This is a genomic window from Paenibacillus sp. 1011MAR3C5, from assembly GCF_003591485.1.
Classification (GTDB): Bacteria; Bacillota; Bacilli; order Paenibacillales; family Paenibacillaceae; genus Pristimantibacillus.
The window spans coordinates 82669-106911 of the sequence record NZ_QZCF01000002.1; the positions used below are offsets into that span (position 1 = coordinate 82669).

The window sequence follows — 24243 nt, forward strand, 5'->3', positions numbered from 1 at the left end:
ATTGATTAAATTGATCAAATTACCAGTTAGGAGGTGAAGAAGGTGTCATTAAATCCTTATTTGAATTTTGACGGAAATACGAGAGAAGTTGTGCTGTATTACGCCAGCATATTCGGTCTGGAGGAGCCTGCAATCCTCACATTCGGCTCGAACCCGCAATCCGAGATTCCACCAGGGACGGAGAATCTGGTGATGCATACTCAACTGAAGATTGCGGGCAGCACGCTTATGTTTTCGGACAACTTCCCTGGACGGCCGTTCCGGCAAGGCAATAATTTCTCGCTTGCTTATGTAAGCTCAGACAAGGATGCCATCAAAGACGCATTTGATAAGCTGAAGCAATGCGGCAAGGTGGAATTGGAGCTGCAGGAGACGTCGTGGAGTCCTTATTACGGTTACCTGACGGATAAATACGGCGTAGGCTGGCAGTTTAATTACGAGAGCTAACCAGCAGTCGCTATTTATTGGTTCAAGGCGCATAGACTTGACCAAACACCCCGGGCTATCGGCCCGGGGTGTTTGGTGAGCATTCTTATGATTTGTCAGCATAGAACACATGTCTGATCGGTTGCGCCATGTGTTGAAGGTCGATGATACCAAACGAGAAGTGAGGCTGTCTACGCTTATCTGTCGGCGAGCCGGGGTTGAACACAATGAGGTTGTCTACCTGTTTGAGTACAGGAATGTGAGAGTGACCGTAGATAACCATATCCACAGGTGTATCTTCAAAGACTGCAATCGCATGGGACTCCGTCGAAGCTCGTTTGGCAGCTCCGTGTCCGTGAACAAGTCCGATTCGCAATGGACCGAATTGAAGCAGCCGGCTTGATCCGAATTTCGCTTGAAGCTCTTCTCCGTCATTATTGCCTGCCACGCCATAGGTTGGAGCGAATGCTGCTAATTATTCATACACAGCCATGCTGGACCAATCACCCGCATGAATAATCGCTCCGGCATCTGCAAGCTCAATGAGCAAGCGGTCAGGCAGCTTCTTGGCCATTCTGGGCATATGGGTATCGGCTAAGACGACGATCTTCATCGCAACAGCTCCTTTTCTTTTTTGTCTTTATGGTTACTCTATTATAGCAATGGAGAAGAAATACGGCTTGCGAGCCGATGGCAGGATGGAGGTAGGACAAACCCGATAGGAAATAAGGCTGCTGGACGTTCCGATACCTGCCATCTACGGGTCAAACTGAAATATAGGCAGCAGGCAGCAGGCAGCATGGAGCAGCACCGTATGGAGCCTCTGGTTTGCTAACCTTGCCGCCGCGCTTGAAGGTCAGATACGGTATAGCATATTTGCATCTAAGCAACCTTTTGACCAAGAGGATGTTCCGTATGTAATGTCCCCATAGGGCTGCTCGATTATGGGCTGATATTCACCGATCTGGAGGAAGGTGCAATTTTCCTTGACTACCGAAAATATACTTAGTATACTATCGGTATCTCAAATGAAAGCGAGTGGTTTCATGTATAAGCCTGGACTTACCATTTGGTACAATGTCTCCAACTTGGAGCGCACGATTTCTTTTTACACGGAAGGCCTTGGTTTTGCATTGGATTATCAGGATGAAGCGAGCAGAATCGCCATTATTACAACCAATACGAAGGATTGCTGTATCGGGTTTGCCGAAGCAGAGACGGTTGTGCCTATGACGTCATCGACCGTATTCGAGGTTCATGACATCGAACAAGCTGTCTCGGAATTGAAAACGCGCGGCGTTACATTTACCGGAGAAATCGAGACGATTCCTGATTTTGTAAAGCTCGCTACCTTCAACGACCCGGACGGACATGCCTTCGAGCTGTCCCAGACGCTGGCCTGATTATCTATGACAATCGTCCGGATTATTGAGGTGGCTCATGATTTATCCGGGAGATGGACCATACCCATTTTGTTGTCGCTGAAAGAAACAGGGGGGCGGTTCTCTCCCTTGCAGCATCGTCTGGACATCTCGCCCTCCCGCCTGAGCGAGAACCTGAAGAAGCTGGAGGCGAAGGGGATTGTGAAGCATCTGTCGCCTTATGAGCGCCGCCATCCCTTGCTGCCAGAATATCAGCTATCGGAGAAAGGATTGTTTTTGCAGGAAGCCTCCAAAGCCATACATGTGGCCGAACAGGAGCTTGACCGGGGATTTTTGTCTGAAAAGTTATGGAATTGGCCTGTGCTGCTGGCTCTGCACCATGAATACACTCGCTTTCAGATGATTCGCAAGCTGCTGCCTGACGCTACGCCGCGTATTTTGTCCACGAGGATCGATGAGCTGCATGAGAACGGGCTCGTGGACAGATGGATGGAAGCGAGCCCCAGACCGGGCTTCACCTATGCGCTGGATGCCGGATCGAGACCGGTGATTTGCAGGATGGAAGGGGATCTTCTGTCGCTTATATAATTTCGCATAACACCGGGCTTTTCCGGTGTTATGTTTGTTTATAGATTTTTCAAAAGGTTCATGGCAATATTGTAAACTTGTCGATATAAGTATCGCATTTGTTGACGCATTGAGAAGAACTCTGCTATATTATTTCTAAATTCGCATGAATCTACTAAATTTACTTTTAACGGAATCTGACTGATAGGATGAGGAGTCGAATAGACACGCAATATGACGGCTAGCACGTTATGCGGCAAGCGCTGTTCATGTTGCCATATCTCCTTGCCCGCACTCCACCACGTCAACTACCCGCAACACCAAGAATGAAGCCCGCTCTTCATCACGACCGCAAGCTGTACCCACCTGGAGTCGACCCGCACACACCATGAAGTTGTTCCGCAAACCCAACTAAGCAGACACCCGCATGCAATGAATAGGTAATCCGCACTTATGACAATCTATCCAATTCGCCTGCGATTGGCGATGGCTAGCTAATACCCGAACAGCATGAATCAGCCCGCTGTCACGTTCCGTTACACATTATCCCGGAGGTGATTCGGATGTCTTTGCCGCCAGACGTTACTCCTAACGTCTATGATTCTCTGCCGCTTTCTCATCCGCAGAAGCGAATCTGGTATTTAGAGAAGATTTTTCCTGACACGTCCCTATCCAATATCGGAGGACCCGTAAGAATTAAGGGTGAAGTAGACTTCCGATTGCTAGAGAAGGCAATCGGACAATTTATTGCAAGCCATGAAGGCATTCGCCTGCAGCTTGACGAGAACAATGGCGAGGCAAGGCAGTACGTAGCGGATTATATTTATCGGCCATTGGAGTGCTTTGACTTTTCGCTGGAGCCGGATCCTGAAGCTTCATTCTGGGATTGGGTCAATAAGGAAGCCGGAACACCGTTCAAGCTGGAGCATTCACCGCTCTATTATTTTGCCTTGTTCCGGATTAACGGGGACGATTGCGGTTACCTGTTCAAGTGCCACCATATCATTTGCGACGGTTGGTCCACTCAGATTATGACCTCGCAAATTTCGCATCACTATACCCTTCTAGCAGAAGGCCGAAGGGCTGAGGATGCCGAACAGCCGCCGTCCTATCTCCTATATTTGAACGATGAGCAGTCCTATCTGGCGTCGAAGCGATTTGGGAAAAACAAGCATTACTGGTCCGAGAAATTCAGCAAGCTGCCGGATGGACTGGCCGTAACCGACTCCTTCCTGACAGATGGCAGACGGACGACAATCGAGCTGGACCAGCAACTGTCCTCGCGTATACGCGAAGCGGCGAATCAGGCGGGCGTGTCGCTCAATACCTTTTTTATACTGGTCTACTTTACTTACAGGTACAAGCGGACACATCAGAACGATCTGGTTGTAGGCACCCCGGTATTGAACCGGTCCGGCAAGCGGGAAAAAGCGATGTTCGGCATGTTCACCAGCACGATGCCATTCCGATTCATCCTGAACCCGGATGCTTCAGTAGAGGAGTCGCTTGTGCTGCTGCAGAGGGAGCTTATGGAGAACTACTTCCATCAGCGATATCCCTATGATTTGCTCGTCAGGGACCTGGAGCTCAAGAAGAAAGGGTACGACCAGTTATTTCACGCTTGCGTCAACTATTACAATACCAGGCTTATCACCAGCATGAACGGTTCGCCTGTCGACAATGTAGAGTTTTACAATGGCCAGCAGGCTTATGAGCTTCAATGGGTCATTAAGGATTGGTCCGATACCGGCGCATTGACGCTCGATCTGGATTACCGGACGGATGTGTATTCGGAACAGCAGATTCATGACATGGCAGAGAGCCTTCTTGCTTTAATTGACGGGATGCTGGCCTCACCGAGGGCAAGCATCGGCAGTCTCTCGCTGCTGTCCGGACAGGAACGGCAGCGGCAAATTACGGAGCTGAACGATACGGCGGCCGAATATCCGAGCGACAAGTCGGTAAGGCAGTTGTTCGAGGAGCAGGTCCGATTAACGCCGGATCGGATTGCCACTTGGCATGACGGCGGGGCTTTGACCTACCGCGAGCTGAACGAAGCAGCTAATCGGCTGGCCCATCGCCTAATCCGCGACGGCATCGGGAAAGAAACGACAGTCGCCATCTGGACCCATCATTCCGCAGAGACGGTCATCGCGATTTGGGGCGTGCTGAAGACCGGCGCCGCTTATGTGCCAATCGATCCCGCTTATCCGGAGGAACGTATCCGTTACATGCTGGAGGATTCCGGAGCGAAGCTTGTTCTGACGAATATAGACGGGACAGAGGGACATTATCCGGTACCTTTATTGGATTTAAGATCGGCAGCCAGCTTTGATGAGAACGGCGATAACCCGGAGATTCGCTCCGAGCCGAGCGATCTGGCTTATATCATCTACACTTCCGGCTCGACGGGCCAGCCGAAGGGAGCGATGATCGAGCATCGCGGGCTGACCAACTACATTTGGTGGGCGAAGCTGATGTACGCGAAGGAAGATCCGGCGGTATTCCCGCTTTATTCCTCACTAGCGTTCGATTTGACCGTAACCTCTATCTTTACGCCGCTAATCTGCGGAGGCCAGATTCGGGTGTACCGGGATACAGGCGATGAATTTATTCTATACCGCATATTAAGAGACAATCGGTCCACGGTGGTCAAGCTGACGCCGGCACATCTGTCCCTGCTGCAACATATAGATTACCGCCACTCATCCGTAAGGCGGTTTATCGTTGGAGGTGAAGATCTTAAAACGAGCCTGGCTCGCAATATTTATGACCATTGGGGAGGCCATATTGATATCTTGAATGAATACGGTCCGACGGAGACGGTCGTCGGATGCATGATCCATCGGTTTGATCCGAATGAAGATACGCGGGCATCTGTGCCGATCGGCATACCTGCGCATAATGTAATGATTTATTTGCTTGATCCGTATTTGAATCCTGTGCCGGAGGGCACGCTTGGCGAGATGTATATATCAGGGGACGGGGTAGCGAGAGGCTACCGAAACCGGATCGACCTGACGAATGAACGGTTTGTAGACAATCCATTCCTTCCCGGCAAGCGCATGTACCGAACAGGCGATCTTGCGAAGAGACTACGGAATGGCAAGATTGAATATGCTGGCCGCACGGATCATCAAGTCAAGATTCGCGGGCATCGAATAGAATTGGCAGAGATCGAGAAGACGCTGCTGCAAGACGCACGAGTACGCGATGCGGTGGTTATCGACCGCGAGCATGCCGATCAGAGCAAGTATCTGTGCGCGTATATCGTCAGCGCCGGACATCTGGATCGAGCAGAGCTTCGGCAGAGCTTGTCAGCGCAGTTGCCGTCTTATATGGTACCGTCTTACTTCGTAGCGATGGACGAGATACCGCTTAGTGTGAATGGGAAAGTAGATCGCAAGCTGCTGCCGGAGCCCGAAGCGTCTTCGAATAGCTATACTCCGTTCCAGGAGGGACGGAACGACGCGGAACATATTCTGCTACTTGTGCTTAGCGAGCTGCTTGGCATAAGTCCTATCGGGATTCGGGACAACTTCTACCATCTCGGAGGCGATTCCATCAAGGCTATTCAAGCTTCCTCAAGATTGAACGGGCTTGGTTACGGGATTCAAGTAAAGGAGATTTTGGGTTCTCCTGTAATTGAGGATATGGCCTCGTTATTGCGGCCTCTAAGCGAGGGCATGCGTTATCCGCAGACTCCTGCAGAGGGCTCGATTCGCCATTGGCCGATTGCTTCCTGGTTTCTCCGCCAGAACTTTCAGGAGCGGGATCATTATCATCAATCTGTCTTGCTTGCGTTCAAGCAGGATGCAACGATACCCGAGCTGGAACAAGTGCTTCAGAAGCTGATCGAGCATCATGACTCCCTCAGAATCGGTCTTGAATCTGATCGAGATACATTCGTTTATGTGAATGATCCAGCCTATAGGGTACAGGTCCACTCTCATTCTTTAACGGACTGCTCGGATGAAGAACAAGCTGATTGCATGTCACGTATCGGCGAAGCCCTGAAGGGCGCCTTCGACTTGCGGGAAGGTCGGCTGCTGCAGGCCTCCCTGTTCGATCTTGGCCGCAACGGCAAGAGACTGCTGCTTGCCGCGCATCACCTAGCCGTAGATGGCGTTTCGTGGCGTATTCTTCTGGAGGATCTGGCAGCAGGCTTGCAGCAGCTCCGGACAGGAAAGCCCGTAACGTTTCAAGATAAGACCGCATCCGTGCAAGCATGGGGCGAGCAGGTGCATCAGTACAGGCTTCCGGATGAAGAGCGTTCCTATTGGCGGTCTGTTGCAAGCGGACTGCGGACAATCCCCGCCGATATCGAGGACGGCCGCGACGATATGGAGAGCGCAAGAACAGTTGTGTTCGAATTATCGGAGGAAGAGACCGGGCGATTGTTGCGAGATGCCCATGCCGCATACGGTACGAAACCGTTGGATGTGCTCATCGCAGCGCTCGGACAATCCCTGTTCGACCAATTTTCGCTCGATCAAGTGGGGATTGAGATGGAGGGACATGGGAGAGAGCCGCTTGGTGATTCCATCGATCTTACCCGAACGGCAGGGTGGTTCACTTCGTTGTACCCGTTAAGGCTTATGGAGACAAAGAATGGTCTCCCGTCATGGATGAAGGCCGTGAAGGAGCAGTTAAGACAAGTGCCCGGCAATGGCATCGGTTTCGGCTTGCTGCATCAGCGGGGCGACATACCGGTGGAATACGCTGCCGATAAGCTGGTCCGGTTCAATTTCATGGGCGATTTTGACAGCGAGTTCCGTAATGAGTGGTTCGACCTGGCCGATGAGGCTAGTGGAGCAGAGTCGGGAAGACGCAATGCGCTTACAGCCCTGCTCGACATCCATGCTATCGTTGTCCGCAGGAAGCTGAGGGTTTCCGCAACCTATAGCGCGAGCCGGTTCCTGAGTTCGACGGTGGAGTCGTGGATGCAAGTCTTCAAGAACAGGCTGGCAGCTATTATTGCCCACTGCTGCGAGAAGGATGCCGCAGAATACACGCCGTCGGACTTCGATACGATCAAGCTGTCGCAGGATGAGCTGGACAGCCTTCTGATGTAAAGAGTGAATAAGTGAAGGAGGCATTTGATGTCTAAAGTCGTGTTATTCGGTGTGGATTTGCACGGACACGTCAACCCGACGCTGGGCCTGGTCTCCAAGCTGATCGAGCGCGGGGAGGAGGTTGTCTATTATTGCAGCGACGCCTTCCGCGAAAAAATCGAGCGGGCGGGCGCATCGTTCCGCAGCTATCGTGGCTTGCTCGGCTTCAGCACGCATCAAGGAAGCGGGATTGACACCTTCCTTGTATTCGCCGATTTTCTGATGGACCGAAGCCGTATTCTTTCCTCCGCCCTATACGATGAAGCAGCGCAGCTAAGTCCCGATTATATCATCCATGACGCCTTCAGTTTATGGGGGAAGGAAATTGCGGAGAAGCTGGATGTGCCGGGCATCGCTTATTTCGCCAACTTCCCGTTTATTGATGAAATGGCGGATCGCGATCCAGAGTTTTTTATGGAATATGTTCTGCGGGCGCAAGGCGATCCACTCTATGAGCGGAACAGGGGCAAGCATGATATATACCGGAGGCTTCTGGACCGTCTCTCACGCATGATCGCGCTCAGATACAATCTGCCGCCTATGAATGTCATTAACGATGTGTTTTGCAGCAAGCAGCCGCTTAATTTGGTGTTCTCATCCAGATCATTTCAGATTCATGAAGATGCCTTCGACGATACGCATTTATTCGCGGGGTACTCGTTGTATCCGCGCTGGGAGCCGGTGGACTTCCCGTACGAGCTCCTGGACGGCAGGCCGCTGATCTACATCGCGTTCGGCACGATTTTGAATGAACTAAACGATGCTTATGAGACCTGTTTTTCCGCGCTGGATGACAGCCGCTATCAGGTGGTTATGTCGGTCGGCAAGACCGATCTTGCCCCTATGCGGGCTTTGATCCCGACTAACTTTATCGTACGTTCTTATGTGCCCCAGCTCGACATATTGAGCCGTGCGGACGTCTTTGTTACTCATGGAGGCGCCAACAGCATCTATGAATCCTTATGCAGCGGCGTGCCCATGGTTGTACTGCCGCAGGTCTTTGACGAGTACATGGGGGCGCTGATGGTTGAGCGGGCGGGAACAGGAATCTATATGCGCGACGAGAGAGTCGGGGCAGAAGGCTTGAGGGAGGCGGTTGACCGAATTGCCGCTCTTCCGGAATACAAGGAGAACTGTGCAAAAATCCGCCATTCGTTCGAGAAGACGGGCGGCCTGGATCATGCCGTAGATGAAATTCTCAAATTTGTGAAGCAGAAGGTGTACGATGATGCCGATTAGACGTTGGTTGTTGCTGATTGCCAGTATTGTCATTCTCTTATCCGTCAGTCAGCCGGGTTATGCTGCCGCTGCTGATTTATCCGGCAAGGAAGCGGAGATTGAGCAGTATATCGAAAAGAGCTGGAAGAAATCTAATATTCCGGGCATGTCCGTTGTCATTGTCAACGGTGAGCATACGGTTTACCAGAAGGGATTCGGCTATGCGGATATGAGCCGTGAAGTTCCCGTTACGCCTGAGACGCTCTTTGAACTTGGTTCGACGAGCAAAGCTTTTACGGCACTTGCGGTGCTGCAGCTTGAAGAAGAAGGAAAGCTGAACCTGGACGAGAAGGTTACCTCGTATCTTCCGTGGCTTGAGCTGACCTACAAAGGACAGCCTGCCGATGCTACGCTAAGGCAATTCCTGCATCATACAAGCGGTGTGCCGTTCGAGACGATTGGCGATATCCCGGTAGCGGATGATGAAGGGGCGCTTGAGCAAACGGTTCGAACGCTGGTTGGGCTAGAGCTTGATCGTCAGCCCGGCGAAAAATATGAATACGCAACGATCAATTATGACGTGCTTGGACTCATTATTCAGAATGTGTCCGGCCAGACCTATGAGCAATATGTGCAGGAACGGATATTGCTGCCGATGGGCTTGGCGTCGACGTTCATGTTCCGGCAGGAAGCAGAGCAGCATCAATTCTCCAAAGGATATAAGGTCAAAATGCTGCGTACGGCAGAATATGATGCGCCCATGTACCGGGGCAATACGCCGGCAGGGTATATCATTTCGAATGCGACAGATATGGCCAAATGGCTGAAAATCCAGCTAGGCGTCGAGGCGGCGCCAGCGTCTTTCGCCGGTCTGCTGGCGAAGTCGCATCTCCCGGATCGGACAGTGCCGCCTGGGGGTGACGGCTCCTCCTACGCTGCAGGCTGGAGCGTCTATCAGGATGGAACGGGTGAAATCTCGCATGCCGGCGGCAACCCGAACTTTTCGTCTTACTTCGTATTTCGCCCGGACGATGGCGTAGGCGTAGCGGTGCTCGCGAACCTGAACTCGCCGTATTCGGGAACGATTGCCCAAGGCATTATGAATATTATTGTCGGCAAAGAAACGCCCGACCCTGTAAGCGATCAGTACAAGGGAATTGACAATATGGCGACCTTTATCCTATTTGTTCTCATTCCGGTCGCGCTTCTCGTGTTGTGGAAGACAGGTACGGTCGTCGCGCAGGCGGCGCGCGGCATACGCCGATTCCAGGGCAAGCCGATGTCGACTGTCGTTCAGCTTGTCATGCTGGCGGTCTTTATCGGTGTAATGGCTTATTGCCTGTACCGGATTCCAGACATTCTTTTTTGGGGATTGAATTGGGATTTCGTGCTCGTATGGGCGCCCGACACTCTCCTGTATGCCGTGATTATGCTGCTGGCGACGGTTGTCCTGTTCGGCTTATATATGATGTTCTCGAGTATGTTCCCGAAGCCGGGGGACCGTTCCATGTTCGCCTTGGTGCTGTTAAGCATCGCAAGCGGCTTTGGCAACGCCATGATTATCTTTATTGTCAATGAGACGCTGAACCGTGGCGTAGAAGACTTTCAGGGCGGCTTGTTCCTTTACTTTGCATTTGGTATTGCCGTCTACGTGGTAGGGCAGAAGCTGGTGCGGACGAGACTCGTGAAAATTGCCAACGATATGGTTTACGAGACGCGCATGGAGCTGCTGGGGAAAATCCTCAAAACCTCCTACCAGCGTATCGAAAATGTAGAGGACGGGAAGATTCAGGCCTCTCTCAACAACGATACCGAACGAATCAGCGGCTTCTCCAATGTTGTTATTACGGGAGCTACTGCTCTGGTCACGCTCATCTGCTGCTTTGTCTATATGGGCATTATCAGCCTGCAGGGATTGCTCATCGCCATGGTCTTTATCGTATTGGCGGCGGGACTGCACTATGTAACGGGCATTAAGGCGAACAAGATTTGGGGAGAGACCCGCGATATTCAAAATGTCTTCTTCCGCTTTATTAATGATTTGATGCACGGCTTCAAGGAGCTCAGCCTGAATGGACGCAAGCGCGCGGGCTTCCAGAGCGATATGGAGGATAGCTGCAATACGTACCGGGACAAACGGATCAAGGGCGATCTCCAGTATGCCAATGTCAACGTAATTGGCGAGCTGCTGTTCACTTTTGTCATCGGTTCGGTCGTGTTCTTGTTCCCGCTGCTGTTCAGCGAGCTGAAAGAGCATACGCTTCGCAATTATGTATTCGTTCTGCTGTATATGACGGGGCCGATTCATGGCATCTTGAATACAATTCCGAACGCCATCCAAATTCGCATCAGCTGGAATCGCATCAAGCAGCTGTCAGCCGAGCTGGATACCGTACACGCGGAGAATGAGAAGAAGAAGACAGAGGAACTGCCGGCCCCCGCACAGCTGGAGCTTCAATCGGTAGCGTTCCATTACAGCAACAAAGAGGGAGAGACGTTTTCGGTTGGTCCAATCAATTGCACCTTCCGTCCGGGCGAAATTACGTTCATTACCGGCGGGAACGGAAGCGGGAAATCGACTTTGGCGAAGCTGATTACCGGCTTATACGTTCCTGCGGAGGGAGAAGTGCGGCTGGATGACGAGCTGGTGGACTCCAAAAGGCTTGGGGAGCAATTCTCAGCTATATTCAGCGACTTCTATTTGTTCCAGAAGATGTACGGAATCGATTATTCGATCAAAGGGCTGGAAATCGAGCGGCATCTACGGGAGCTGCAGTTGATCGACAAGGTACAGATCGAAAATGGTTCCTTCAATACGACCAAGCTATCCACTGGACAACGGAAACGGCTTGCGCTGCTGATCAGCTATTTGGATGACCGTCCGTTCTGCCTGTTCGACGAATGGGCTGCTGATCAGGATCCGGAGTACCGTGCCTATTTCTACCATCAATTGTTGCCTGATTTGAAAAATCGAGGCAAGTGCGTCATTGCGATTACGCATGACGACCGTTACTTCGACTTGGCTGACCAGACTATCAAGATGGAGATGGGACAGGTCGTTGAGGTGAAGTCCCGGCAGCTTGCAAGCAATGCGGTCTTATCCTAGACGAAGGTTTCTTAGCTTTAGCAAGGAGGGTGGGGAAGCATGACGGAGAAACGGCTGGATCGAGCAAATGTTGAGGATATGCTGGGGCTGACGCCTACACAGGAAGGGCTGCTGTTTCATTACGCGAGCGGCGCCCATCAGGAGGACTATGTCCAGCAGCTTACAGTCAGGTTCACCGGCGAATGCCGGATGGACCGGCTGCAGGCCGCTTGGAAAGAAGTTATTCGGCGCAATGAGATGCTGCGCACCGTGTTTCGATACGAGAAGCTGGAGAGGCCGGTGCAAATTGTATTGAAGCAGGCGCAAACCCCAATCAAGGTAGTGGATTTGTCTGCTTGGCCGTCTGCGGAGCGGGAGTTGAGGGTTCAGGAAGAACGGGAGTGCGAACGAAGGAATATGCCGGATCTGGAGACGGCGCCGCTGCGAGTGACATTATGCAAGCTTGCAGACAGTGAAGGCGTAATGATCGTCACTTGGCATCATATCCTGTTCGACGGCTGGAGCAACGGCATTCTGCTAAAGGAGCTGCTTCAAGCCTATCGGGTGTTGTCCCGGGGGGAAAGCTCGCAGGAACTGGCAGGAAAAACGAGGTTCAAGGAATTTGTGAAATGGCATCAGAGCCGCGATCGCGACGCGCAGCGGATCTATTGGCAGCGCGAGCTGGCGGATTGGACGGAGCGAACCGCCGTTCCAGAGCCGGTTGCCGATGCTGCGGATCGCGCAGGAGAGGGGCCATACAGGAGGAAGCTGCCGCAAGCAGAAGCGGAAGCGATCATGCAGTTTGCCCAAAGCCGGGAGGTTACGCTTGCGGCACTGCTGTATGGCGCATGGGGATTGCTGCTCTCTCGCTACAGCCGGACGGATGATGTCGTATTCGGCACGACAGTCTCTGGGCGAGTGCCGCAGATTCGCGGAATAGAAGAGATGGTAGGCTTGTTCATCAATACGATTCCGCTTCGCATACAGTGCGGTTCTGACTTGTCGGTGGATCGCTATATTCGGTCCATCAATGATGGGCTGAAGCGCAGAGAGGACTACGAGACTACTGCTTTGGTCGATATCGCGACGTATAGCGGATTTAACCAGAGGGAACCGCTGTTCGACACCATTGTCGTACTGGAGAATTATCCGCTGGACATGAAGCTCATGCAGGACGACCTGCTGAAAATCGAACGATATGAAATGACTGAGAAGACCCACTATGGCATCACGGTTGGCATACAAGCCTTCGAAGGCATAGAGCTGGAAATTGCCTACGATGCCAGCCGATATTCCGAGGCATTCATCGATCGGATGGCCGGTCATTATATGCAGCTCATCCGTGGAATGACGGGAGGGACGGAACGCTCGATCGGCATGATCGATATGATCACGGAGGAAGAACGGAACGAAATCCTGCATCAATTCAATCGAGAGATTGCGCCTGCCTTCACAGAACCGGTTCATCTCCTGTTCGAACGGCAAGCGTGCAAAACTCCGGGCCGAGTAGCGGTTCTCAGCAGTGGAAGCAAGCTGACATACGGGGAGCTGAATGATAAAGCTAATCGGATGGCCGCGGAGTTGAGGCGAAGAGGGGCTGCGGCGGGGGAGCGTGTGGCGATTCTTATGGAGCGCGACGATCAACTGATAGCAGCGATGCTGGGCGTCTTGAAGTCTGGCGCGGCCTACGTTCCCATTGATAACGCCTATGCGCCAGAGCGTATCGGGCAAATCTTGCAGGACAGCGGCGCAAGGCTGCTGCTCACTGCGCCGGATGTTGCGGAGCGGTACGGTTATCGCGATAGGTGCCTGAATCCGATGGAGATCTCCTTCCAGGGAGACGAAAGCCGTTCGAAGGACGACGAGTCGCCAGCTTCCAGCGACCCAGCCTATATTCTATATACGTCCGGTTCCACTGGCCGGCCGAAAGGCGTAGTGGTCGAGCATGGCAATCTGCTGGCGTATGTGCAGGCCTTCCAGCATGAATTCAAGCTGACGGAAGAAGATGGCTTCCTCCAGCAAGCGTCCTGCTCCTTCGATCAATTCGTCGAAGAGATGTATCCTGTCTTGCTGGCGGGGGGCAGGCTGGTCATGGCCGACAAGCTGGATGTGCTGGACCCGTTGAGACTGGAGAAAATCATTGGAGATGGCGGGGTAACGGTCGTATCCTGCTCGCCGCTGCTGCTGAATGAATTGAACAAGCAGGACGGTTGGGAAGGTGTCCGTATCTTTATAAGCGGCGGCGATGTGCTTAAGCAGGAATATTACGCCAATCTGATTAAAAACGCAGCGGTGTATAACACCTATGGGCCGACTGAGGCGACCGTATGCGCAACGTACCACCGCTGCTCGTGCGAGACGCGGAGCTTCGTTCCGATTGGCAAGCCCATATGGAATTACAGGGTATATGTGCTGAATGCAGCCGGTCATCTGCAGCCGATCGGCCTCTCGGGGGAGATCTGTATTGGCGGCGAAGGCGTTGCCCGAGGTTACTTGAACCGGCCGGAGTTGACCGCAGGAAGCTTCGTGGAGGATCCCTTCCTTGCGGGCGGGCGCTTGTACAAGACTGGCGACATCGGCAAGTGGCTCCCGGACGGCAGCATCCAGTTTCTCGGGAGAGCAGACGAGCAGATCAAGATACGCGGCTACCGCGTAGAGCCCGGCGATGTCGAGCACCATCTGCTGGCTCATCCATCAGTGGAAGACGCCATTGTACTGACGGTAGATGATGCATATGGTCAAAAGGCATTAGCGGCTTATATCGAGACGACTGGCGAAACGGTGCCGTTCATCGAGGAGCTGCGCGACTATTTGGAGGCCAGATTGCCCGCCTACATGGTGCCGTCGTACTTTTATGTCATTCCCGAAGTACCTCGGACTGTCAACGGCAAGACGGATAAGAAGGCGCTGACCGGCATTGCGCGGCCGCTGGATCGCCGCCCTCAGGATAATCTGCCGCTGAGCGAGGCAGAGGAGAACATCCGCCGGGTTTGGCAAGAGGTGCTGAAGCTGGAGGACGTGGGATTGCATGATCACTTCTTCGACCTTGGCGGCAATTCCATTCTGCTTATGCAGCTGCACAGCAAGCTGGAGAAGGAGTTTGGGTGGGGACTCGGCATCGTTGACTTGTTTACCTACTCTACCATTTATAAGCTTGCTCAATGGATTGAGAGCCGGAATGCCATCTATGACGAATCGATGTTTGGAGGCTATCAGACGCTGCCGGATCGTTTTTTTATCCGCAATCCGCAGGCAAGCGGCCATGGCTCCATTCGCTACCATGTGCAGGGTGAGCTCTGCAGGCATGTCCGGTCTATTGCGGAGGAAGACAACGTTACGGCGGTCGATGTTATCGCGTCTGTCTTCGCTTATCTATTCGCTGTCGGAAGCGGAAGGAACGCTGCCGTTCTACAAGTACTGATGGTTGACGCGGAACAGGTGTCGCCGTGGCAAGTGGAGCTGGATGCCATATCCGGCTTCCCGGATCTGTTTGCGGCTATCGGCAAGCTGAGAGATGCTGGCGATTCGGCCCGCTATCCGATTAGCAGGGCGGGTGAGGTTGCTGTGATGAAGGACGAGCTGGAGATCCTGCCGCTAATCGGCAGAGGCGAGATTCATGCGAATGCAGCCCTGCTGGATAAGTACGAGATTGTCATTGCTATGGAAGAAGAGGCGTCTGCCAATCAGCTAACTGTTCATATGAAATTTAATGATAGGCGTATAAGGAAAGAAGCTGTCCAAGAGATGGCAAGCCAAAGTGTCGACGTGCTCCGCCAATTGACGGAAAGCCGCATTTTATCATAAAGGGAGGGATGGAGGATGAGAAAGCTTTTATTGGTTTTTCCGGGACAGGGCTCCCAATATGTCGGGATGGGAAAATCGCTGTTCGACCGCTATCCGTCCGCCAGAGCAGCCATCGAGGAAGGCAGCGACGTGCTAGGATTCGATTTGCGCAAGCTGATGCATGAAGGCGATCCCGAGGAGCTTACCCGCACGGAGAATGCGCAGCCCGCGCTGCTTGCTGCAAGCGTCGCGGCATTCCGGGTCTATATGGAAGAAATCGGCGTTGCGCCCCTCTATGCGGCAGGCCATAGCCTGGGAGAGTTCTCGGCACTGACATGCGCAGGAGCGTTAAACTATGCGGATGCCCTGCGCCTGGTCAGACGGCGGGGTCAGCTTATGAAGGAGGCGGCAGCCGAGGGCACTGGCACGATGTGTGCGATTATCGGCCTAAGCGTCACGACGGTGAAAGCCGCATGCTTGAAGGAATCGGCAGGGACGAATGAAAGCGTGGCAATCTCCAATCTGAATTCACCGGACCAAATCGTCATATCCGGCCACGGTGCCGCAGTCGAGCGTGTTGCGAATCAATTAGAGCAGGAGGGCGGCCGCATCGCATATTTGAATGTAAGCGCACCGTTCCACAGCGCTCTGATGAAGCCGGCTTCCATCCAGTTCGAGGAGGAGCTGCGCGCCTATCGCTTCGGAAGCTTCAAGTGGCCGGTAATCTCCAATGTGACGGCTAAGCCTTATGAGTCTCCTGTAGAGATTGCCAGCCATTTATCTGCTCAATTAACAGCGCCGGTCAGATGGGCAGAGTCCATGCAATTGTTGTCCCGGATGGGCATCTCGGCGGCTGTGGAGCTCGGTGCGAAGAACGTACTGACCAGATTGATGAAGCCTAACGTGCCGACGATCACGTGCTACACGTTGGAAAATGACGGCGATATCGGAACGGTGCGGGAGCAGCTGTCAGCGGAGATCGCGCAGCAGCATCGTACGAACGCCAGACATAATGTGGTGACCCTGTGCGTAGCTGCGGCAGTATGCACGCGCAATCGCAATGACAGCTTGGCTGAATATGAGCAAGGCTTTATCGAGCCGTATCGCCGTCTGCAGCAGCTTCAGGAGCAGCTGGATGAAGCGGGTGAAGGCTCGATGCCTTCACCGCAGCAATCCGAGGAAGCCTTAACCCTGCTGAAAGGAATGCTGGAGACGAAGAAGGTGCCGGAGGCAGAGCGGCGGGAGAGATTCCGAACCATTCTGATGAAGTCGGGGACGGAGCAGCTTTATTCCCAATATGCATCCGTTTGATGCGCAGGAAAGCCCAAACATGCGGAGGTGAAGGGATATGGATTTCGGTTCGATCAAGCTTAACGATGCTCCATTGCAATCATCCGGCGATGTCACCTTCGAAGACGTGTCGCAGTCGGACATTGCGATTATCGGCATCTCTCTAAAGCTTCCTCTGGCAGACACGGTCTGGCAGTTCGCGGACAATCTTCGGGCAGGGCTGGACTGTGTCAGGCCGATCCCCTCCTCGCGCCGGAACGACATGGACCGTTACTTTCGCTGGATCGGAAAGGCGGAGAATGAAATTCCGTACGGCGAAGCGGCCTTTTTGGACGAGGTGGACAAGTTCGACTACCGATTCTTCAAGCTGTCGCCCAAGGAAGCAAGCTTGCTTGATCCTAACCAGCGATTGTTTCTGCAGACAGCCTGGAGTGCGATAGAGGATGCGGGCTACAGCGGCGAGAAGCTGAAGGAAAGCCGTACCGGCGTTTATATCGGCTATGGCTCGGATTCGGAATACAAAAAAATGATTCAAGATGTTGAACCGGACAATATGTCGCTTGCGATGACCGGCAACGTTCGCTCCATTATTGCGAGCCGCTTGTCTTATTTGCTTGATTTAAGAGGGCCGAGCCTGCTCGTCGATACAACATGCTCGTCGTCGCTGGTCGCGGTACATCTGGCTTGTCAGGCTATACGCAACGGTGAATGCGACATGGTGATTGCCGGTGGCATTCAGCTTCATCTGGTCCCGCTGCGGGAGGCGGAGGTCGGCATCGAATCGACGACCTCGCGTGCCAGAACATTCGACAACAGCTCGGATGGAACGGGAACGGGCGAAGGCGTTGTGGCGATTGTATTGAAATCGCTGGAGAAGGCGAAGGAGGATCGGGATTCAATTTATGCCGTCATCAAATCCAGCGCCATGAATCAGGACGGCAGCTCGGTAGGCATTACTGCGCCGAATGTTCAAGCGCAAGAGGCTGTTATCGTAGAGGCCTGGAAGAAGGCGGACGTTGATCCCGCGACAATTGCGTACATCGAGACGCATGGAACCGGGACGAAGCTGGGCGATCCCATCGAGATCGAAGCCATCCAGCGGGCGTTCCGGAGATATACGGACAATCGCCAATTTTGCGCCGTTGCATCGCTCAAGAGCAATGTCGGTCATCTCGACAACACGGCAGGAATCGCTGGCTTGGTCAAAGCGGCGCTGGCGCTTCAAGAGAAGCGGATTTATCCCTCTCTGCATTTCGAGAGGCCGAACCGCGAGATCGACTTTGCGCAATCGCCCGTATATGTCAATGACCGCTTAATCGATTGGGAGCGTAAGGACGCTCCGCGAAGATGCGGGGTCAGTTCCTTCGGCATGAGCGGCACCAATTGCCATATCGTACTGGAGGAAGCGCCGGAAGACGGCAATTCTTCATCGGCAATAGCAGAAAGCCGTCAGCCGAGCTTGCTCGTCTGGTCAGCCCAGACGGAAACCGCACTGAACGGACTTGCAAGAAGCTGCCTGGATTACTTTGACCGCAACCGCAAGCTGGACTTGCAGGATGTCGGTTATACGCTGAGCGTCGGGAGAACGCATTACAAGTACCGGTTAGCCATCCTTGCTTTCAGCATGGAAGAAGCCGCCGAGCTTCTGCGCGAGGCTGGATTGAACGGCGGTTCGGGACGTGATGGCTCAACCTCTAGACTGCTATCGACAGCGGCTGCGAAGGCCGAGGATGTTGCAGAGCGGGAGGGAAACAGAACCGACGGTTATGTCGAACAGCTGCTGCAACGGCATCGTTCGGAAGCCGGCAAGCCGGACGAGAGCCTGCTCCGGGAGCTGGGAGCGGCTTATGTCGGTGGAGGGTTCATTCCATGGGAGTCGCTGTACGCTGGCAAGAAGCGAAGGCGCGTCCATTTGCCGGCTTATGCCTTTGACCGGGAGCGCTGCTGGCTTGAGATTCCGGAAGCGGGGCCGAGGCGGAATGCAGCCGATCCGGGCAAGCGTCAGCTGTTCCACCGCCGCGTGTGGGTGGAGCAGCCGATTAAGGCAGTCCATGCCGCAGACATTCCGCAGACGCTGCTTGTGTTCAAGGATGAGGGCCTTACTGGTGAGGAGATCGTTGATCTTGGCAGAGCCGGGGGATGTCGCGTCATTGAAGTCGGCATAGGGGAGAGCTATCGGAAGATCAGCGGAGAGTCCTTCCTAATCCATGACGACTATGCCGACTACGCACGGCTGTTCCAAGACCTGAAGGAAGAGCGGGTCGACCGGATTCTCTATCTCCGCTCGCTCGGAGACCGGACGGAAGCGGAATCGCTTGCCGAGCTGGATAACCAGCTGAACCGGAGCGTATACGGCTTATTCTTCTTGGCGAAGGCGCTAGCCAATGAGACGCTTGCCGCTCCTGTTGAAGTCATCGCGGCCACCCTGCTAGCGGACGCTGTTTATCGCTCGGAGGAGGGACGAGTACTTCCCCACTCCCAGGCGATGATCGGACTTGGGAAGACAGTCGGCTGGGAAAACCGGCAGGTGCGACTGCGGTGCATGGATCTGGATGAAGTGGCGGATGCAGCCAAGACGATATGGAACGAGTCAGCCTTTGGAAGGAACGACAGCTATGTGACGGCTTATCGGAACGGCATAAGGTACACGGACCGTATTGTGCCGCTTGAGCCGGGAGAGCTGCCGGCATCGGATATCAAGCTTTCAGAGGATGGCATTTATCTGATCACCGGAGGCATGGGCGGTATCGGTCTTCGAATTGCAAGTCAGCTCGCTGCCGAAGGAACGGTTCGGCTCGGACTCATCGGGCGTAGCATCTTGCCGCCGCGCGAGACATGGGATGCGATAATTCGGAAGAGAGCGGATGCCAAGCTAGCGGCATGTCTCCAGACAATCCGGGATATCGAGCTGACGGGCTCGCAAGTGATTCCGATACAGGCTGATGTTGCAGACTATGGCCAATTAGATGCAGCTATCGATAGCATGCGCAGGCAGTATGGACGTATAGCTGGGGTTGTTCATGCAGCAGGCATTTCAGAAGGGAATTTACTCGGGAAGCTTACGCTGGATGAGTTCAAGCATATTACAGCCTCGAAGATACAGGGCACATGGCTGCTGGACAGGCTGACTAGACAAGATGCCCCGGATTTCTTCGTTCTTTTCTCCTCTGCCATTACGCTGGTAGGCGGTGTCGGGTCGGGACCTTATACGGCGGGCAATGCTTATCTGGATGCGTATGCGGCTTATCGAAGCCGGTTCGGAAGAACGCTTGTATTGAACTGGCCGACTTGGGACGGAATAGGGATGGCGGCAGGCTCCGATACGGAAGAGGACAAAGAGATGTTCCGCCCGCTTGCCCCGCATGAAGGCGTTAAGGCATTCGGACAGCTGTTGGCCCGCGATTGCAGAGGGATCTATATAGGCGAATGGAATGAACAATCCGGCATGTTCGCCTTGGGTGACTTGCTGCCGTTCCGCCGGTCGGCTGCTGCCGGTTCTGTTGTCCGAAACGTCCAGCCCGAAGCATCGAGGAATAGAAGGCAAGCGGCTAGCGGAGTTCCCATCCGGCTGAAGGGCAAGAGGGAGGGCGAATACAGCCAGATCGAACAGCATGTGGCCGGGGCATGGAAGCAAGTGCTGGGTTATGACGAGCTGGATGTCCATGCCAACTTCTTCGAGATCGGCGGAGATTCCATTCTAATTACGAAGATTCATGCCTTGATCGAGGCGAACTATCCGAACCGTACCACGGTCGCCGACATGTTTTCTTATCCCACAATTGCCCGGATTTCCGAATACCTGGGCGGTTTGACGGCTAGCGAAGAGCAGAGGGTGACCGATCCAAGCGGCGGGGAGCTTGAGTTCGACCGGGAAGTTATGCATATGTTTGAGCGGATTGGTAGAGGCGAGCTGTCCATTGATGACGCGGTAAGCATGTATCATACGCTGGAGGTGGCCAATGGATAACGTCATACGCACGATATTCGAAAGTGTCGGGGCAGGCAAGCTCGACGCCTCAACCGGCCTCGAACTGCTGAAGTCCGTGAAGAAACAACATCCGAAGCCTTCCAAGGACATTGCGGTCATTGGGCTGGCGCTCAAGATGCCTGGCGCGGACAATCTGGAGCAATTCTGGAGCCATATTGTGAATGGCAGAGACTTGATCCAGCCCTATCCCGCAGCCAGACAATTCGATTCGGAAGGCTTCATTCGTACATTTACTCATTTGAAGAGAGACAATATCCGGTACAGCTATGGCGGATATCTGAATCGGGTCGACGGCTTCGACTACAGCTTCTTCAATCTGTCGCCGAAGGAAGCGTCGCTAATGGACCCCAATCAGCGCTTGTTTCTGCAGGCAGCCTGGGAAGCCATCGAGGATGCGGGCTACGGGGGAAAGAGGATTATGGGCAGCCGTACAGGCATCTATCTCGGATTTGCGGATTGGCCAGTCTACGGGCAGTATGTCTCCAAAAACTTTCCGTCGCAGATCGGGACCGCAAGCGCGGGCAACACCCCTTCCATAATGGCTGGGCGAATCGCGCATATGCTGGATTTGAAGGGCCCCGCTCTCTTGGTTGATACTGCCTGCTCGTCATCATTGGTTGCGGTTCATCTTGCTTGTACGGCGCTCCGTAACGAGGAATGCGAGATGGCGATCGCAGGCGGCGTCAAGGTATGTCTGCTGCCGGTGGAGGGGCTTTACGAGATCGGGATCGAATCTTCTGCAGGACGGACGAGCGCGTTCGACGATGATTCCGACGGCACAGTATGGGGAGAGGGAACCGTCGCCTTCCTGTTGAAGCCGCTCGCCAAGGCACTTAAGGACGGCGATCCCGTCCATGCCGTCATTAAGGGCAGCGCGATGAATCAGGACGGCGCGTCGGTAGGGCTTACAGCTCCGAATGCCGCAGCGCAGGAGAAGCTGCTCCTCCAGGCTTGGCGGGATGCGGATATTGATCCGGAGACGATCGCGTACATTGAAGCGCATGGAACGGGAACCAGGTTAGGCGATCCAATAGAAGCTGACGGCATTCGCCGCGCCTTCCGCGCCTTCACCGGCAAGAGACAATTCTGTGCAATCGGCTCCGTGAAGACGAACGTCGGCCATCTGGACGCGGCTGCCGGGGTAGCCGGGCTGGCGAAAGCGGTAGCGGCTTTGAAATACAAGACGCTTCCGCCTACGCTGCACTTCGCAAAGCCGAATCGTAATATCCCGTTCCAGCAATCGCCTCTCTATGTGAACGATCGGGCGCTGGGGTGGGATACGGAGTCGGAGTCTTATCCGAGAAGATGCGGCGTCAGCTCATTCGGCTTCAGCGGCACGAACTGCCATATCGTGCTGGAGGAGGCTCCGGTTGCGGCAGCGGAGGACATCGCCGGGTACGAGAACGATTTGCCCTATCTGCTGGTGCTGTCAGCCAAAAACAAGACTGCGCTGGAGCAATTGACTGCCGCATATGCGGAGTCGCTGCAGAAGCAGCATCCAAGCCTTGGCGATGTTTGCTATACGGCCGCGACAGGCAGAGGACATTACAGCAGCCGGCTGGCGATTATCGCGCGAGATCTGCCTGAGCTGAGGGAGAAGCTTGCTGGGTTAGCCGATCAAGGCTTGGCAAACGATGAGCGTAGCGGCGTTTATTATGGCGAACACAGGCTTGCCAGCGCTCACCGGGAAGCGCGCACTCAGGGTGAATTGACGACTGAGGGGCTGCAGCGATTGACTGCCGAAGCCATGGAATGCGTCAACCGGCTAATTGAACGCCGATCGTCCGGGATCGAAGAGCTACAGCAGCTCGGCGAGCGCTATTGTCTAGGTGCCGATGTGGATTGGAATCGGGTATATAGCGGAGACATTCGGATGAAGGCCAGGCTGCCAACCTATCCGTTCCAGGAAGTCAGATGCTGGGTTAAGCCGCTTGGTGAGGATGCAACGGAGAATCCGCTGGCGATCTTACCGGAGCATCCGCTGTCTGAACCGCTGCAGAAGCTGCGGGCTCTGGCCAAACTGACAGGCAAGCCTGCCGGCGGATATACCGATCTGGAGCACAAGCTCGCTAATGCCTGGAGCTGCTTGCTTGGAGTCGAGGAGATAGACGTAGACGATACGTTTTTCGCTCTTGGCGGCAACTCCATCCTGGCCATTCAGCTTGAAGTGGAGCTGGAGAAAGAAGGAATTCTGCTTCAATCGGACGATCTCTACCGCTACCCTACGATTCGGCAGGCCGCACAATGGCTGGGGCAGGGAGCCGCCCAGCCGTTAAGTCCAGAGCAGCTCCAACAGGAAGAGGCGATGTCAGCGGTAGCGAGCGCAGCGGAGCAGGTGAACACAGATGAATGGACAGCACCTGGGGATCGCGTCATCTTGCCGCACATGGAGCCGTTCAACGATCTGTATTACCGGAATTGCTTCTATAATTCGCTGTTTCCGGCTGTCCGCCATTTCGGCGGGAGCATCATGCCGTTCCTGCTTAATGATCTGATCGTATTCGATCGCCCCGGCAGCAGCGGAAGGCCGTTCGGGATTGACTATGTCTCCGTCTTGCCGCTTGATGAGTTGTTCCAGCTTCAAGGCTTGAACATCATAACGCGGCATGACCATGAGCACATTCTATCCGAGACGATAGAGAGCCTCCGTTCCGGCAAGCCGGTTATCGTATGGGTGGACAGCTATTACGAGCCGATTCGCAAGGATACGTACGGGAAGCGTCATGTCGATCATACGCTGCTCATATTCGGCTTCGATGAGGAGCTTCGCCAGTTCCATATTATGGAGCATGACCGGCAAGAAAATCTGTCGTATGCGGCCCGTACTATCGAATACGAGGATCTGGTCCGATCCGCGCTGGGCTTTGCCGAAAACTTCAAGGACCATCAGAATCGGCCTAGCCATTACTTGCTGGGCCGGGCACAGCCGACTGGCTCAACGGACTTTATTGACGCTGATCCCGAGATTTTTTTTGCAAAGACTCAGCTTAAGGGACGCGAGCGGCTGGAGGAAAGCCGGCATGTATTAATGGAGATGGCCGAGTGGGTACGGCATATCGTATCGACTGAGGAGTCGTTTCACAGGGAAGCAGAGGGCCTGGTAGATTTGTTGAATGACATTATTAATGCAAAGCAAGTCGAACGATACCGGTTAAATGAGGTGTTCGGCGAAAGCGATGAGCTGGCGCTGGCTTTCTCGAGTATGGTGAGCAGCTGGGAGACGGTGCGCAAAAGCGCCGCCCGGTATATGTACATGCGCAAGTATGAGACTGCGGCTGCAGAGTCCATCGCGGTTAAGTGGATGGAACTTGCCGGCAGTGAAGGGGATTTCCAGTTACGATTGTTTGCTAGGCTTAGTACGGTGCTCGATAAAGTCAACTTATAGGAGGA

General features: G+C 53.9%; 10 protein-coding genes and 1 pseudogene. 10 read left to right on the forward strand and 1 reads right to left on the reverse strand.

Translation table 11 applies throughout. The annotated features are described in order from the left end of the window. Window positions 1-42: 42 nt before the first annotated feature. Window positions 43-447, forward strand: a complete 405-nt coding sequence (locus D3P07_RS05255) for a VOC family protein (RefSeq protein ID WP_119799063.1) — start codon at window positions 43-45, stop codon at window positions 445-447. Between the two features lie 85 nt (window positions 448-532). On the opposite strand, the pseudogene D3P07_RS05260 reads toward D3P07_RS05255, so the two are convergent. Beyond that, window positions 533-1039, reverse strand: a pseudogene (locus D3P07_RS05260) (metallophosphoesterase family protein). 433 nt (window positions 1040-1472) lie between these two features. Here D3P07_RS05260 and D3P07_RS05265 point away from each other — a divergent pair. From D3P07_RS05265 to D3P07_RS05305, 9 genes are all read left to right on the forward strand, one after another. Beyond that, window positions 1473-1829 (forward strand): VOC family protein, encoded by a 357-nt coding sequence (locus D3P07_RS05265; protein ID WP_119799064.1) that lies wholly within the window; start codon window positions 1473-1475, stop codon window positions 1827-1829. Window positions 1830-1835: 6 nt separating this feature from the next. Next, the gene (locus D3P07_RS05270; protein WP_119799065.1) at window positions 1836-2396 is read left to right on the forward strand and encodes a winged helix-turn-helix transcriptional regulator; all 561 of its coding nucleotides are present in this window, start codon (window positions 1836-1838) and stop codon (window positions 2394-2396) included. 542 nt (window positions 2397-2938) lie between these two features. Further along, window positions 2939-7450 carry a non-ribosomal peptide synthetase gene (locus D3P07_RS05275; protein ID WP_119799066.1) on the forward strand — a complete coding sequence of 1504 codons (4512 nt, stop codon included), beginning with the start codon at window positions 2939-2941 and terminating at the stop codon, window positions 7448-7450. A gap of 27 nt (window positions 7451-7477) precedes the next feature. After that, a complete protein-coding gene (locus D3P07_RS05280; protein ID WP_119799067.1) occupies window positions 7478-8728 on the forward strand; it encodes a macrolide family glycosyltransferase in 1251 nt (416 codons plus the stop codon). Continuing rightward, window positions 8715-11813, forward strand: a complete 3099-nt coding sequence (locus D3P07_RS05285; RefSeq protein WP_119799068.1) for a cyclic peptide export ABC transporter — start codon at window positions 8715-8717, stop codon at window positions 11811-11813. The genes D3P07_RS05280 and D3P07_RS05285 overlap by 14 nt, the downstream gene beginning before the upstream one ends. Before the next feature lie 39 nt (window positions 11814-11852). Further along, entirely contained in the window at window positions 11853-15596 is a 3744-nt protein-coding gene (locus D3P07_RS05290) for a non-ribosomal peptide synthetase (RefSeq protein ID WP_119799069.1), read from the forward strand. A 15-nt stretch (window positions 15597-15611) separates the two neighbouring features. Next, window positions 15612-16886, forward strand: a complete 1275-nt coding sequence (gene fabD, locus D3P07_RS05295; protein WP_119799070.1) for an ACP S-malonyltransferase — start codon at window positions 15612-15614, stop codon at window positions 16884-16886. Window positions 16887-16923: 37 nt separating this feature from the next. Then, window positions 16924-20832 carry a type I polyketide synthase gene (locus tag D3P07_RS05300; protein ID WP_119799071.1) on the forward strand — a complete coding sequence of 1303 codons (3909 nt, stop codon included), beginning with the start codon at window positions 16924-16926 and terminating at the stop codon, window positions 20830-20832. Beyond that, window positions 20825-24238 (forward strand): beta-ketoacyl synthase N-terminal-like domain-containing protein, encoded by a 3414-nt coding sequence (locus tag D3P07_RS05305; protein ID WP_119799072.1) that lies wholly within the window; start codon window positions 20825-20827, stop codon window positions 24236-24238. The genes D3P07_RS05300 and D3P07_RS05305 overlap by 8 nt, the downstream gene beginning before the upstream one ends. The last annotated feature ends 5 nt before the right edge of the window (window positions 24239-24243 follow it).